Raw genomic sequence first — 13179 nt, 5'->3', positions numbered from 1 at the left:
ATTCCTCTTGCTTATTTTTTAGCCAGTGCGTCCTTCGCCAGTTCGCCAATGCCGCCCAATGTGCCGATAAGGTTGGTCGCCTCGACGGGGAAGAGGATGGTTTTGGCGTTGGACGAATTGGCAAAATCCTTGACCGCCTCAACATATTTTTGCGCGACGAAATAGTTGATTGCCTGCGCATTGCCGTTGGCAATCGCCTCGCTCACCATTTGGGTTGCCTTGGCTTCGGCCTCGGCTTCACGTTCGCGCGCTTCAGCATCACGGAACGCAGCTTCGCGGCGGCCTTCTGCCTGTAAAATCTGGCCCTGCTTTTCGCCTTCAGCGCGCAGGATTTCGGACGCGCGGCTGCCTTCGGCTTCAAGGATGTTGGCGCGCTTTTCACGCTCGGCCTTCATCTGGCGGGCCATCGCATTGGAAATATCGGCGGGCGGGCGGATGTCCTTGACCTCGACCCGGGTGATTTTGACGCCCCACGGGCCGGTCGCATGGTCGACGACTGACAGCAGCCGCGCGTTAATTTCGTCGCGCTTGGACAGCAATTCGTCCAAATCCATCGACCCCATCACGGTTCTGAGGTTGGTTGTCGTCAACTGGAGCAGCGCGGTAATGAGGTCGGAAACTTCATAGGCCGCCTTTGCCGGGTCCAGCACCTGAAAGAACACCACCCCGTCAACCGCGACCATCGCATTGTCTTTGGTGATAATTTCCTGTCCCGGAATGTCGAGCACTTGCTCCATCATATTGACCTTGCGGCCGACACGATCAACGAACGGCATGATGAGGTTGAAGCCGGGCGATGCGGTGTGCGTATAGCGGCCAAACCGCTCAATCGTGTACATATAACCCTGCCGCACCACGGTGATCGCCGCAAAGGCAATAAACACGGCCAGCAAAGCCAGAACGCCGACAAAAATTTCCATAGGTTCAAGCCCCTTTTGAATAGCAATGCACTGATATTGCCCTGAACCTGCTTGCCCGCCAAGCATAATCCTCCGATAGAGGCAGAATGTTGTCCGAACAGCTCCCTCCGCGCACCGCACTTTATGTGCCCGCATCCAACGCCAAAGCCTTGACAAAGCTTGCTGCGCCGGGAGTGGATATGGGTGCGGATATGGTTATTGTCGAGCTGGAAGACGCCGTTCGGCCCGACCAAAAAGAGGACGCGCGCACAGCGGCTATGGCGGTGCTGGCAGGGAATTTTGGCGGTGCAATCAAAGCCTTGCGAATCAATGGCATCGGCACGCCCTGGCATGACGCCGATGTTTCAGCGGCGGCAAATAGCGGGGCCGATGTGGTGGTTGTCCCCAAGGTTGAAAGCGCGGCGGAGATAAAGGCGCTGGCGAAACGGCTTGGCCGGCCGGTGCTGGCGATGGTTGAATCGCCCGCCGCCGCCTTTGAGGCGCGCGCGATTGCGCAAGCGGCGGGCGTTATCGGTTTGATTGCGGGCCTCAATGATGTCGCCCATGACATGCGCCTCCCCGCAGATCCGGCGCGCGAGGGGCTTATCCTTGTGTCGCAGATGATTGTGCTGGCCGCGCGCGCTGCCGGCGGCTGGGCGCTCGATGGCGTTTATAATGATGTCAAAGATGCCGACGGATTGGCCGCAGAATGTGCGCAAGGGCGGCGCTGGGGCTATGATGGCAAAACGCTCATCCACCCCGCGCAGGTCGCCATTGCGAACCAAAGCTTTGCGCCATCGGAGGCCGAGCTTGCCGATGCGCGCGCGCTGGTGTCGTTGATCGAAGCCAATCCCGACGGGGTAGGCGCAATCCGCTTTCACGACCGCATGGTTGAAGATATGCATATAGCGAGCGCCCGTGCGCTGCTCGCGCGCGATGGGCAGGACAGACAGCGGGCCAACGGGGCCGGGGATAAATAAGGGGCGATCAGGCGAATGACAGGGATGCGTTTCAAATTCGGTATCGCGCTCGTGGCGCTGGTGACGCCCGTGCTGGCGGTGGCGGCGGACTTTACGCCGATCAGCGAGGCGGATTTGCGCCAGCATATCGCGGCGCTTGCAAGCGATGATTATGAAGGCCGCGCGCCCGGAACGGCGGGCGAAAGCAAAACCGTCACCTATATTGCAAATCAATGGTCTGCAGCCGGATTGAAGGGCGGGATGCCGGATGGTGGCTGGTATCAACCGGTGGATTTGCTCACGCTGACGCCCGGCAAAAGCCAGCTTTCGGTGCGCGGTAGCGGCAAACGGCTGTCCTTTTCCAATGATGCGGTGATGCTGCGGAGCCGCGAGGCGGCTGTCAAACTCGACAAACTGCCGATGCTGTTTGCAGGCTATGGCGTCGATGCCGACGGCAAGGTCGAAGGCGATGTTGCGGGCAAGCTGGTGTTGCTGCTCATGGCCGAGCCTGATTATGGCACTATGCGCAGCTATAGCGCGCGGCGCGATGCGGTCGCGGCGGCGGGCGCAGCGGTGGTTATCGGCATCTTGCCGGAAAAGGCTAATTGGAACGCCTATAAACGCAATTTCACCGACGGCACGACCATAGATAGCCGCCTGTCCTCGGCCAAAGTCGAAGGCATGATGCGGATGCCGACCGCCAAGGCCTTGCTCGATGCCAACCGCTTGCGGATTGACGATCTGACCGTGCAGGCGGCGGTGCCGGGCTTTGAACCGGTGGCGCTCAAGGATGAAGCGCGGCTGGCGGTTGCGACCACGACACAGCGCACCCGCAGCCACAATATTGTCGCCAAAATATCGGGCAAACTTGGCAGCGATAAAGGCGCCATCCTGTTTCTGGGCCATTGGGACCATCTGGGGCTGTGCCGTCCCGAAGGCGAGGCGGACCGCATCTGTAACGGCGCGGTCGATAATGCGAGCGGCATTGCGGTGCTGATCGAAGCCGCCAAGCGGCTCGCCAAAGCGCCGCAAATGGACCGCGATATTTATTTCCTCGCGACCACGGCGGAGGAGAAAGGGCTGCTCGGTGCCTATGCCTTTGCCGCGCACCCCGCCATCCCGCTCGACAAGATTGCGCTGGCGATCAACCTTGATACGGTCGCGGTCGTCCCCAAAGGCGAAAAGGTCGCGATATTGGGACGCGGCTCAACCGCGCTCGATGCCGATATTGATAAAGTCATCCGCGCAATGGGGCGGGTGCCCGAAACAGGCACCGAGTCCAATGTCATGCTGCAACGGCAGGACGGCTGGGCGCTTAAGGCCAATGGCGTGCCGACCGTGATGGTCGGGGGCAGCTTTGCCGACATGAAAAAGCTCGAAGCCTATCTGGGCGGTGATTATCACGGGCCGAAGGATGAGTTGAACGATAGCGTGATCCTGTCGGGCGCGGCGGAAGATGCGGATTTGCACGTCGCGCTGGGGCGCTATTTCGGCAATGTCGCAACTTGGGCCGGGCCGGGCGCAACACCGCCAGCGCCAGCAGCTAAGTCCGCCAAGCGTTAAACGAAGCTATAAGGGTCCACGTCCACGGTGACGCGCACCTTGCTCGGCCATTCGACGCTGCCAAGCCAGTGGCGGATTGCATCCTGCATCGCAAAATTGCGCTTGGCATGGACGAGCAGGCGGTGGCGGTGGCGGCCGCGCAGCATCGAAAGCGGCGCTGGGGCGGGGCCGTATATGTGCATATCGTCCGATTGCGGCGCAGCTTCGCCAATATCGCGTGCGATGCGCTGGGCAAGCTCGGCATCTTCGGACGAGATGATAATCCCTGCAAAACGGCCAAAAGGCGGCGCATGGGCGTGGCGGCGCGCATCGGTTTCGGCGCGGTAGAAATCTTCGCGCTCGCCCGAAATCAACGCTTCCATCACGGGCGCAGTAGGGAGCCGCGTCTGGATGAACACCTCGCCCGGCTTCTCGCCCCGCCCCGCACGCCCCGCAACCTGCGCGACCTGTTGGAAGGTGCGCTCGGCGGCGCGCAAATCGCCGCCCTCCAGCCCCAAATCCGCGTCGATAACCCCGACCAATGTGAGTTCGGGAAAATGATAGCCTTTGGTGACAAGCTGGGTGCCGACGATAATATCAATCGCGCCCGCTTCCATCTGCGCGACAAACTCACCGGCCTTGGCGGGTGACCATAAAGTGTCGGAGGTGACCACCGCAACGCGTGCGGTCGGGAACAAAGCGGTGACTTCATCGGCAATACGCTCGACACCGGGGCCGCACGCGACAAGGCTGTCTTCATCCTTACATTCGGGGCAAGCCTCGGGTGGCGGCATGACATGGCCGCAATGATGGCAGGCAAGGCGGCGCACGAGGCGATGTTCGACCATCCACGCGCTGCAGTTGGGACATTGGAAGCGGTGGCCACAGGTGCGGCACAAGGTCAGCGGCGCATAGCCCCGGCGGTTGAGGAACAACAGGCTCTGCTCGCCCTTGTCGAGCCGGTCGGCGAGCGCGGCGACCAGTTTGGGCGCTAGCCACATACCGCGGTCGGGCGGGTCATCGCGCATATCGATGGCTTTAATGTCCGGTAATTCGGCAGCACCAAAGCGCGAGGGCAGGGTGAGTTCCTCATACCGTCCCGCTTCGACTTGAACACGGCTTTCGATCGCGGGGGTGGCGGAGGCTAGGACCACCGGACAGGTTTCGAATTTACCGCGCATCACCGCCACATCGCGCGCATGATAATGGACGCCATCTTCCTGTTTGAAGCTGGTTTCATGCGCTTCATCGACGACGATCAGCCCCAGTTTCGCATAAGGCAGGAATAAAGCCGACCGCGCGCCGACCACCACTTGCGCCTCGCCCGACGCTATGGCGTGCCAGGCGCGGCGGCGTTCGGAGGCGCGCATCCCCGAATGCCAAGTGACCGGCTCGCACCCGAAGCGTGCGGTAAAGCGCGTCAGAAAGGGTTCTGTGAGCGCAATTTCGGGGAGCAGCACCAATGTCTGCCGTCCTTCGCGGATCGCCTGTGCGACCGCTTCGAAATACACTTCGGTTTTGCCTGATCCGGTGACGCCATCGAGCAGGAAAGGGCGGAAATCATGCGCCTTGACCGCATCGACCATCTGCGTTGCCGCCGCTGATTGCGCGTCCGACAGAAGTGGCGGCGCGAAAGCGGGGTCGGGGGCGGGGAAGGGCTGGTCGGTCGCGACCTCGATCCGGTCGAACGCGCCCGCCTTGATAAGCCCGCGCACTACCGCGTCGCTGACCTCGGCAATGGCTGCCAATTCGCGCGAGGTGGCTTGGGTGTCGCCGATACGCTCCATCGCCTGTTCGCGCTGCGCGGTCATGCGCGGCGGGCGCGTGCCATTGGCGCGATATTCGATGATAGGCCGCCCCGGCTGGCCCAAGGCTGACCCCGGCACCACCATGCGCAGCACCGAGGCGGGATGCGCAAGATAATAGTCCGCCGTCCACAGCACCAGTTCGCGCAGCGGTTTGGCGATGGGCGGGATCGGATAGACATGGAGGAGATTGCGCAGGCGGTTATCACCCACGGTTTCGACGACGAACGCCTCTTCCTCCCACACGACGCCGAGCATCCGGCGCGGGCCGAGCGGAGCTTCGACCAGCGATCCGGGTTCGACCTCCATATCGGTAGGCACGCGATAATCGAGCGGCCCTAGAGCGGAATTGAACAGGATAACGCGCGCGCGATTCATGGGCTTGGAGATAGGGAAAGGCGAGCGACATGAAAAGAGCGGGCGCCGGTTTTCACACCGGCACCCGCTCTTTAAAAAATAAGGATAAGCGGATTATTCGGCAGGCGGCGGGGGCGGTGCGACTATCGCACAGCGTGCTTTATCACCCGCGACACAAGCGTCCCAATCCGCCTTTTTCTGGTTATAATCGGCCATGCGCGCGTCATATTCGGCCTTGTCGCGCGCAATCTGTTCTTCGCGCGCCTTGGTGGCCGCTTCAAAGGCGGCAACATCGGCCTTATATTTTTCCTGTTGCGCCTGAATTGCGGCAACATCCGATTTGGCCTTGTTCGCAGCTTCCGCGTTAAGACCGCGGGTCGCTTCGATTTCGGATGGCTTGCGGCCATCGCGCTTATTGGTTGGCGTATCGGCGCTTGCTTCGGTCTGTGTGCCGACCTTGGCTACGCTATCATCAAGGCTGGTCGATTGTGCGAGCAAAGGCGAGGCCGCCATCATCGCGCCGCCAGCCATCAAACTTATTAATACCGTCTTCATCTTGCCCCTCCGTGCAGGTTGAACTCCCCCATGTAACGCGCATGGTGCGCGCCGGTTCCGGCCCTTTGTTACGCAAAGCAGATTTGTCATCCGCGCAAAAGCTGCTACCTCTCGGCCATGCGGGAAAAGGAATTACGGCTGGCGCTGGTATGCTATGGAGGCATCAGCCTTGCCGTCTATATGCACGGCATTACCAAGGAAATCTGGCACGCAGCGCGCGCCAGCAGGGCCGCCCATGACGCCGATATGCGCCTGTCCGCGACCGGCGAGGTCTATCGCCAACTCATCGCCGATATTGAAATGGTGACGGCCACCCGGACCCGTGTGTTTGTCGATATTATAGCGGGCGCGAGTGCTGGCGGCATAAACGGAGTGTTCCTCGCCCAAGCAATAGCCACCGGCCAGTCGCTCGATCCGCTCACCGATTTGTGGCTCAGCAAAGCCGATGTGAACGAGCTGCTCGACCCCGACGCGCGGCCCTTGTCGGGCTTTACCAAATTCTGGGCGGTGCCGATTGCCTGGGCTGCGACCAAGCGGCAGGGCAATGTGATCGACCGCACGGTCGAAGCCGCCACCCAAGAGGAAGTGCGCGACAAAGTCTCGCAATTTGTCCGCGCGCGCTGGTTTGAACCGCCCTTTGGCGGCAAGCAATTTTCGGGGATGCTGCTCGATGCGTTTGACGCGATGGCCAAATCGCTGCCCGAAGGCGAAATGCCTAGGCCGTTGGTGCCGCCCGAACAGCCGCTCGACCTTATCGTCACCGTCACCGACTTTGCCGGCTATCCGCAGCGGATGGAGTTGCACAGCCCCGCCGAAGTCATCGAAACCGAACATCGGCTGACACTCAATTTCCGTTACCAGCAAAGCACGCATGATGCGCTCGGCGATATTGCGGGCTTGACCTTTGCCGCGCGCGCGACCGCCAGTTTTCCGGGGGCTTTCCCGCCTTTTACGGTGCGCGAACTGGATGCGGTGCTGGAAGAGCGCGACCATGCTTGGCCCCAGCGCGATGATTTTCTGACCACCCAGCTTCCGCGCCAATCGGCCATCGGCAGCGCGGAAGACACCGTGCTGATTGACGGGTCGGTGCTGGCCAATGCGCCTTTCGGTCCGGCGATTGACGAGTTGCGCGGGCGTCCTGCGCGGCGCGAGGTGGACCGGCGCATCGTCTATATCGACCCCAAACCCGACTTGCGCAGCATCCGCATGACCGCCAAGCGCGGCGAGGATGGGTCCGCGCTGCCCGGCTTTTTCACCACGATTTTCGGGGCGATGTCCGACATTCCGCGCGAACAGCCGATCCGCGATAATGTCGAAATGATTGCGGGCCGTTCGTCGCGGATCCGGCGGATGCGGCGGATTATCGACGCGATGCGCGACGAGGTGGACGAGCGCGTCCAGAAATTATTCGGGCGCACCTTTTTCCTCGATAGGCCCACCGTCTCGCGGCTTGCCTCCTGGCGCTCCACCGCACAAAAACGCGCCGCCGATGCCGCCGGATTTGCCTATGTCGCTTATGGCCATCTCAAATTATCCGGCATAGTCGAAGATTTGGCGGTGCAGCTTTGCGGCATATTGGGCCTCACCGACAGCCGCGACCGCGAGCATATCCGGCAAGCGGTCTGGACCGAAATTCGCGCGCGCGGGTTGGACCAGATTAGCGGGCCGCATGGCGATGGCGCGAGCGATGCGGTCATCCATTTCTTCCGCAGCTTTGACCTCGGCTTCCGTATCCGCCGGTTGCGCTTCCTTGCGCGGCGGCTGGATGAAGCAATCGAAGCCAAGGGCGAGGTGCCCGAAGAAGCGGTGAGCGCGATGCGCGAGGCGATTTATAGCTGCCTTGCGCTTTATTTCGAACGGCAATCGCGCAATTTTTTCGACGCGCACCGTTTTGGCCATCCCGACACGGCGGCGAGCCGGATTGGCGAATTGTTGATGCAGTTGGAGCGCGACTGCGACCTTGCCGAAACCGATTCCATTGTGGACGCGCGCATGACCGAAGCGTTGGCCGCGCTTCCCAAGGCCGAGCGGCGCGAAATGCTACTCTCTTATCTGGGCTTTCCTTATTATGACATTGCGACCTTGCCCTTGTTGCAAGGCGAGGGGAGCGATGAATATGATCCGATCAAGGTTGACCGTATTTCGCCCAATGATGCCTCGGCCATCCGCCAAGGCGGCGCGCAGGCGACGTTGAAGGGCATCCAGTTCAACAGTTTCGGCGCATTTTTCAGCCGCTCTTACCGCGAAAATGATTATCTATGGGGGCGTCTCCACGGGGCCGAACGGATGCTCGACATCATCGCCTCCACCATGCCCGCGGGTAAAGCCTTGCCCCCGGGCCGTTTGGTAGAATTACGCCGCACATTGTTCCACGCCATATTGGACGAGGAAGAACCGCGGTTAACAGCGGTAAGCGATTTAATCGCCGGGCTGCGCAAGGAGATTGGCGCTGAGGGGTGAGGGTGAGGGGACGGCTGCCCTACCTTGCTTGCTTCCTTACCCAAAACCGCTAGCCCTGAGCTTGTCGAAGGGCGACCCTCAGTCACCCACAGTCTAAAGTTCAAGACCGTCCTTCGACAGGCTCAGGACTAACGGCTTTTTTGTAGAAACGTATTTGTTCTTACAGCGCAGTCGCTCTCACAAAGACGCCGCAACCAACCGCCGGAACGCCTCCGCCCGATGGCTCATCGCATGTTTTTGGGCCGGGTCCATTTCGGCAAATGTTTCCGCATGGCCAATTGGCTGGAATACGGGATCATAGCCGAAGCCTTTGTCGCCGCGTGGTGGCCAGACGAGATTGCCGCGCACTTGGCCTTCAAACACTTCATAATGGCCATCGGGCCAGGCGAGCGCGAGGGTGCAGACGAACTGGCACCCGCGCGGGGCGTCCGGCCCCAAAGCGGCAAGCGCGTCTTCGACCTTTTGCATCGCCATATCCCAATCGCGCGTGCCGTCGGGGAGCTCGGCCCAGTTGGCGGTATAGACGCCGGGGTCGCCGCCCAAAGCATCGACCATCAGGCCGCTATCATCGGCCAGCGACACCATGCCGGTGCCTTCCGCCGCCGCGCGCGCCTTGATGAGCGCGTTGCCGACGAACGTATCCTCAGTTTCCTCCGGTTCCTCCAAGTCGAACTCGGCGACCGAGACGGGCGTCATGCCAAGATGCGCGAGCAAATCCTTGATTTCACGCACCTTGCCCGCATTATAGGTGGCGACGACAATCTTGCCGGGCTCAAGCTTGCGATGGTCCATGTGGCTTAGCGTCCCGAAGCGCGGTCTTGCGCGGCAAAAATTTCCGCACAGCCGATGCGCGCGAGACGCAGCAGGCGGAGGAGGCCTTCTTCGTCAAACGTTTCGCCCTCGGCAGTCGCCTGCACTTCGGCAATTGCACCGTCACTGGTCAGCACGAAATTCGCGTCCGCGCCCGCATTGCTATCCTCGTCATAATCAAGGTCGAGCACGGGCGTGCCTTGATAGATGCCGCAGCTAATCGCCGCGACCTTTTGCTGGATCGGGTCTTCGGTAATCGCGCCCGATGCGAGCAGCTTGTCAACCGCAATGCGCAGCGCGACCCATGCGCCCGAAATCGACGCGGTGCGGGTGCCGCCATCGGCCTGGATCACATCGCAATCGAGCGTGATCTGATGCTCGCCAAGCTTTTTCAAATCGACGACCGCGCGCAAGGAACGCCCGATTAGGCGTTGAATTTCCTGTGTACGGCCCGATTGCTTACCCTTGGCGGCTTCGCGGCTGCCGCGCGTGTGGGTGGCGCGGGGGAGCATCCCATATTCCGCCGTCACCCAGCCTTCTCCCTTGCCGCGCATCCAGGGCGGCAAACGGTCCTCGACCGATGCTGTCACCAGCACTTTGGTTTCGCCAAAGCTCACCAGCACCGATCCTTCGGCATGTTTGGTGAAATTGGGCTCGATGCTGAGCGTGCGCATTTGGTCGGGGGTGCGGCCGGATGGGCGCATGAATATCTCCTGTTCTTGAAATCTGCTCCCCCCATAAGCATTTTTATGGAGGCGCGCTATGCGATAATCAAAGACAAGAGACAGGAACAGGATGATGCGGCATCAGCGAATATTTTCAGGCCTTTGTGCGGTTGCGATGCTTGGAATGGTCACCGGCTTGGCGGGATGCACGACCACGCCTTTGCCTGATGGCACTGAACTCCCCACCTCGATCAGCTTTAATTCGTCCATCTGTTACGGCACCTGTCCCGCCTATAAGGTGACGGTGCGCAGCGATGGCAGCGCCACGTGGGAAGGGGGGCAGTTTGTGGCGCTCAAAGGCGTGCGCCAGTTCAGTGTGAGCGATGAGGATTATCGCGCCTTTGCCCGCACGCTGGCGCCCATCCGCCCGAACGGCACACGCGCGATTGTGGCCGGGTCGCCCGATTGCGGTCCGGCGGCAACCGATCATCATTCAACCCTGATCGAATGGGAAGATGGCACGCGCAAGGATAGACTGGATTTCTATCATGGCTGTCACAACCCCGCAAATGCGTCGATAGCGGAAGCGGTTGCGGCCGCGCCCGAACATTTGCCGATTGATGCTTTTATCGGTGACCCGGCGACGGCAAAGCCCTAAAGGGGAGATATGCTGCACACGCCGCCCATCACCGAGCTCAACGACCGTGCGCGCGATATTTTCCGCATCGTGGTCGAAACCTATCTGGAGCATGGCCAGCCGGTCGGCTCGCGCACCATATCGAGATTTTCCGCGCTCAACCTGTCGCCCGCCTCGATCCGCAATGTGATGCAGGACTTGGAGGAGGGCGGGCTTTTATCTTCGCCGCATACCAGCGCGGGGCGGATGCCGACCGAAACGGGCCTGCGCCTGTTTGTCGATGGCATGATGCAGGTTGCTGAACCCAGCGCCGAAGACCGCGCGCGTATCGAAGCGCAACTCACCCGCCAAGGCCCTATAGAAGAGGCGCTGTCCGCCGCGACCACCGCCTTGTCAGGGCTGTCGGCCTGTGCGGGGCTGGTGATGGTGCCGTCGCAAGAGCCGGTATTGCGGCAAATGGGCTTTGTGCCTTTGTCCGACCGGCAAGCGATGGCGGTGCTGGTGGGCGCGGACGGTTCGGTTGAAAACCGCGTGGTCAATCTGCCCGCCGCCATTCCGCCGAGCGCACTCATCGAGGCGGGCAATTATATCAGCGCATCGTTGAGCGGCCTCACCTTGCGCGAAGCCCTTGGCCGGTTGCGCAAGGAAATTGCCGCCGAAGAAATTGCGCTCGACCGCGCCGCTGCCGATCTGGTCGAGCGCGGGCTTGCGGTCTGGTCGTCCGATCCCACCGACCGTCCTATCCTTATCGTGCGCGGGCAGGCGCACCTGCTCGACGATAGCGCGCAGGGCGATCTGGAGCGTGTGCGGCTTCTCCTCGACGAGCTGGAAGAAAAGCAGGAAATTGCGCGGCTCTTGGATAGCGCGCGCGAAGGCACCGCCACCCGCATTTTCATCGGGTCGGAAAATAAACTTTTTGCGCTGTCCGGTTCGTCGGTCATCGCAGCGCCCTGGCGCGGGAACGATGGGCGGGTGGTCGGCGTTGTCGGCGTAATTGGCCCCACACGCTTGAACTATGCGCGCGTCGTCCCCATGGTTGACTTTACTGCGAAAACCCTATCGAGATTGATGAGATGACTGACCATAATAAAAACCAAGACCCGAAATCCCAAAGCCCGAAATCCGAAACGGATGTGATTGACGAGGCGCTCGACAGTGTAGGCCTTGAAGATGAGGCGGTGCAGGCAGGAGCGGGCGCAGACCCGCTCGCCAAGCGCGTCCTCGAACTGGAAGAAGAAATCGCCAAGGCCAAGCAGGACGTGCTTTACGCACAGGCCGACACGCAAAATGTCCGCCGCCGTCTGGAAAAGGATGCGCAGGACGCGCGCGCTTATGCCGCGACCAATTTCGCCCGCGATATTTTGTCGGTCGCCGACAATCTGGAACGCGCGATGGAAGCGGTGCCGGAATCGATCCGCAATGACGATGCTGCCAAGGGCTTTGTCGCCGGTATCGAAGCAACCCAGCGCGAAATTATCAGCGTTTTTGAACGTAACGGCATCAGCCGCATCGAAGCATTGGGCCAAACGCTCGACCCCAACAAGCATCAGGCAATGGTCGAAGTCCCGTCGGCAGACGCCGAACCCGGCACGATCATCCACGAAATGCAGAAGGGTTATATGATCAAGGACCGGCTGTTGCGTCCGGCCTTGGTGGGGGTTGCGAAAAAGCCGGATTGAGTGGGAGGGTAAAAATTCCCATCCAGCCCTAAATTCTGCACGTCGTCATTCCCGCGAAAGCGGGAATCCATCTCCTGACATAAAGGTTTAATGCGCGCCTGCTGCGGCATTTGCCGTGAGGTCAGGAGATGGATTCCCGGTCAAGCCGGGAATGACGAGGGTTGAGTAGGGAGAGCCTCATCCCCCCATCACAAAAATGCGTCAACCCCGGCTTTTCCCACTAGCGTCCGGTCCGGATGCGCGGGGGTTACCCCTTCATAACAGGCCAATATTTTTTCCAGATCCGCGCGATAATCTCCGCTCGGATAAACCGGGGCGTGTAGCCCCGCCTCCTTCTTCGCATAATCCATGCTGGCCGGAATGATCGGGACGTCTGCTTTTTGCGCGATATGATAGAAGCCGGTTTTCCATTTGCCGCTGCCTTTGCCGCGCGTGCCCTCGACGGCGATGGTGAGCATGAAATCGTCATGGGTTGCAAACTGGTCGGCCATCTGGCTCACCATGTCGCGCTTTTGCGAACGGTCGACGGGGACGCCGCCCATCTCGAACATGAAGCGCCGCATCGGCCAGCGGAACAGGGAGGCTTTGCCCATGAAGCGCGGGGTAATCCCCAATTCGCGCGTCGCGCCCAGAAAATGCACAAAGTCCCAATTGGAGGTGTGCGGCGCGGCGATCATCACGGCCTTATGGATGCCCGGCGCATGGTTGAACACGCGCCAGCCTTCCCGCCGGTAAAGGCCAAGGATTATATCGCGTGTCAGACGGGATAATAATCCGGGATGGGCCAGATCGGCGGGAAGGGCGTTCATAA

The 13179-nt window shown here is 60.8% G+C and carries 13 protein-coding genes; 6 read left to right on the top strand and 7 right to left on the bottom strand.

Translation table 11 applies throughout. From position 1 onward, the window contains the following. Positions 1 to 11 precede the first annotated feature (11 nt). The gene (locus tag DMP17_RS05700; RefSeq protein WP_337828095.1) at positions 12 to 920 is read right to left on the bottom strand and encodes an SPFH domain-containing protein; all 909 of its coding nucleotides are present in this window, start codon (positions 918 to 920) and stop codon (positions 12 to 14) included. Positions 921 to 1006: 86 nt separating this feature from the next. Here DMP17_RS05700 and DMP17_RS05695 point away from each other — a divergent pair, with 86 nt between their 5' ends. Beyond that, positions 1007 to 1879 (top strand): HpcH/HpaI aldolase/citrate lyase family protein, encoded by an 873-nt coding sequence (locus tag DMP17_RS05695; RefSeq protein ID WP_337828094.1) that lies wholly within the window; start codon positions 1007 to 1009, stop codon positions 1877 to 1879. A 24-nt stretch (positions 1880 to 1903) separates the two neighbouring features. After that, a complete protein-coding gene (locus DMP17_RS05690) occupies positions 1904 to 3421 on the top strand; it encodes a M28 family peptidase (protein ID WP_337828093.1) in 1518 nt (505 codons plus the stop codon). Here the strand turns inward: DMP17_RS05690 and DMP17_RS05685 are convergent. Both DMP17_RS05685 and DMP17_RS05680 read right to left on the bottom strand, forming a co-directional pair. Next, positions 3418 to 5583 carry a primosomal protein N' gene (locus DMP17_RS05685; protein ID WP_337828092.1) on the bottom strand — a complete coding sequence of 722 codons (2166 nt, stop codon included), beginning with the start codon at positions 5581 to 5583 and terminating at the stop codon, positions 3418 to 3420. The two genes, DMP17_RS05690 and DMP17_RS05685, sit on opposite strands and share 4 nt — an antisense overlap. Before the next feature lie 93 nt (positions 5584 to 5676). Then, positions 5677 to 6117: a hypothetical protein gene (locus DMP17_RS05680; RefSeq protein WP_337828091.1), complete on the bottom strand. Its 441-nt coding sequence runs from the start codon at positions 6115 to 6117 to the stop codon at positions 5677 to 5679. 117 nt (positions 6118 to 6234) lie between these two features. Here DMP17_RS05680 and DMP17_RS05675 point away from each other — a divergent pair, with 117 nt between their 5' ends. After that, a complete protein-coding gene (locus tag DMP17_RS05675; protein ID WP_337828090.1) occupies positions 6235 to 8577 on the top strand; it encodes a patatin-like protein in 2343 nt (780 codons plus the stop codon). A 177-nt stretch (positions 8578 to 8754) separates the two neighbouring features. Here the strand turns inward: DMP17_RS05675 and rdgB are convergent, their stop codons facing one another. From rdgB to DMP17_RS05660, 3 genes are all read right to left on the bottom strand, one after another. Further along, on the bottom strand, positions 8755 to 9369 hold the full coding sequence (gene rdgB, locus DMP17_RS05670; protein ID WP_337828089.1) for an RdgB/HAM1 family non-canonical purine NTP pyrophosphatase: 615 nt from the start codon (positions 9367 to 9369) through the stop codon (positions 8755 to 8757). 5 nt (positions 9370 to 9374) lie between these two features. After that, complete coding sequence (rph, locus tag DMP17_RS05665) at positions 9375 to 10091, bottom strand: ribonuclease PH (protein ID WP_337828088.1); 717 nt, start codon at positions 10089 to 10091, stop codon at positions 9375 to 9377. 102 nt (positions 10092 to 10193) lie between these two features. Next, a complete protein-coding gene (locus DMP17_RS05660; RefSeq protein WP_337828087.1) occupies positions 10194 to 10322 on the bottom strand; it encodes a hypothetical protein in 129 nt (42 codons plus the stop codon). Positions 10323 to 10356: 34 nt separating this feature from the next. Between DMP17_RS05660 and DMP17_RS05655 the strand changes: the two genes are divergently transcribed. Genes DMP17_RS05655 through grpE form a run of 3 tightly spaced genes read left to right on the top strand, consistent with a single transcriptional unit; the run spans position 10357 to position 12368 of the window. Continuing rightward, on the top strand, positions 10357 to 10710 hold the full coding sequence (locus DMP17_RS05655) for a DUF6438 domain-containing protein (protein WP_337828086.1): 354 nt from the start codon (positions 10357 to 10359) through the stop codon (positions 10708 to 10710). Positions 10711 to 10719: 9 nt separating this feature from the next. Beyond that, positions 10720 to 11766, top strand: coding sequence for a heat-inducible transcriptional repressor HrcA (gene hrcA, locus DMP17_RS05650; RefSeq protein ID WP_337828085.1), 1047 nt, complete (start codon positions 10720 to 10722; stop codon positions 11764 to 11766). Further along, positions 11763 to 12368 (top strand): nucleotide exchange factor GrpE, encoded by a 606-nt coding sequence (grpE, locus tag DMP17_RS05645; protein ID WP_337828084.1) that lies wholly within the window; start codon positions 11763 to 11765, stop codon positions 12366 to 12368. The genes hrcA and grpE overlap by 4 nt, the downstream gene beginning before the upstream one ends. A 188-nt stretch (positions 12369 to 12556) precedes the next feature. On the opposite strand, the gene DMP17_RS05640 is transcribed toward grpE, so the two are convergent. Beyond that, positions 12557 to 13177, bottom strand: a complete 621-nt coding sequence (locus tag DMP17_RS05640) for a 1-acyl-sn-glycerol-3-phosphate acyltransferase (RefSeq protein ID WP_337828083.1) — start codon at positions 13175 to 13177, stop codon at positions 12557 to 12559. Positions 13178 to 13179: the final 2 nt, after the last annotated feature.

Source organism: Pseudonocardia sp. TMWB2A (genome assembly GCF_017312135.1).
Note: the sequence above shows the minus strand (reverse complement) of the source record. Positions and strands in the feature narration are given on the sequence as shown.